The organism is Alicyclobacillus fructus (genome assembly GCF_017329605.1).
Taxonomy (GTDB): Bacteria; Bacillota; Bacilli; order Alicyclobacillales; family Alicyclobacillaceae; genus Alicyclobacillus; species Alicyclobacillus fructus.
In genome coordinates, this window is the sequence record NZ_JAFMTY010000107.1 from 1 (window position 1) to 279 (window position 279).

1 protein-coding gene is annotated in these 279 nt (G+C 57.3%); it reads right to left on the reverse strand.

Annotated features, from left to right (window positions below; genetic code table 11):
* The coding region (locus tag J3481_RS14515) for a polysaccharide deacetylase family protein (protein WP_206882535.1) at window positions 1-279 on the reverse strand (279 nt) is incomplete at both ends.

Genomic DNA, 279 nt, shown 5'->3' on the forward strand with positions numbered 1-279 from the left:
TGTCAACAGTGTCGTTGTGAGCGCCATAGGGTGGGCGGAACAACAGCGGAGTGGCCCCGGTGAACTGCTTAATGAGCTGCGAGTTGTGCTCCAGTTCACGACGGATGCGATCCGGGGTCTTCGCCGGAAGATTCGGGTGGGTGACTGTGTGGTTGCCGATCTCCATGCCGGCGGCAGCCACCTTCTGGGCCGTATTTGGGAAGGCCATGATGCTGTTGCCCATCTCGAAGAAGGTGATCGACAACTTGAACTTCTTGATGGTGTTGAGAAGTTCTGGGG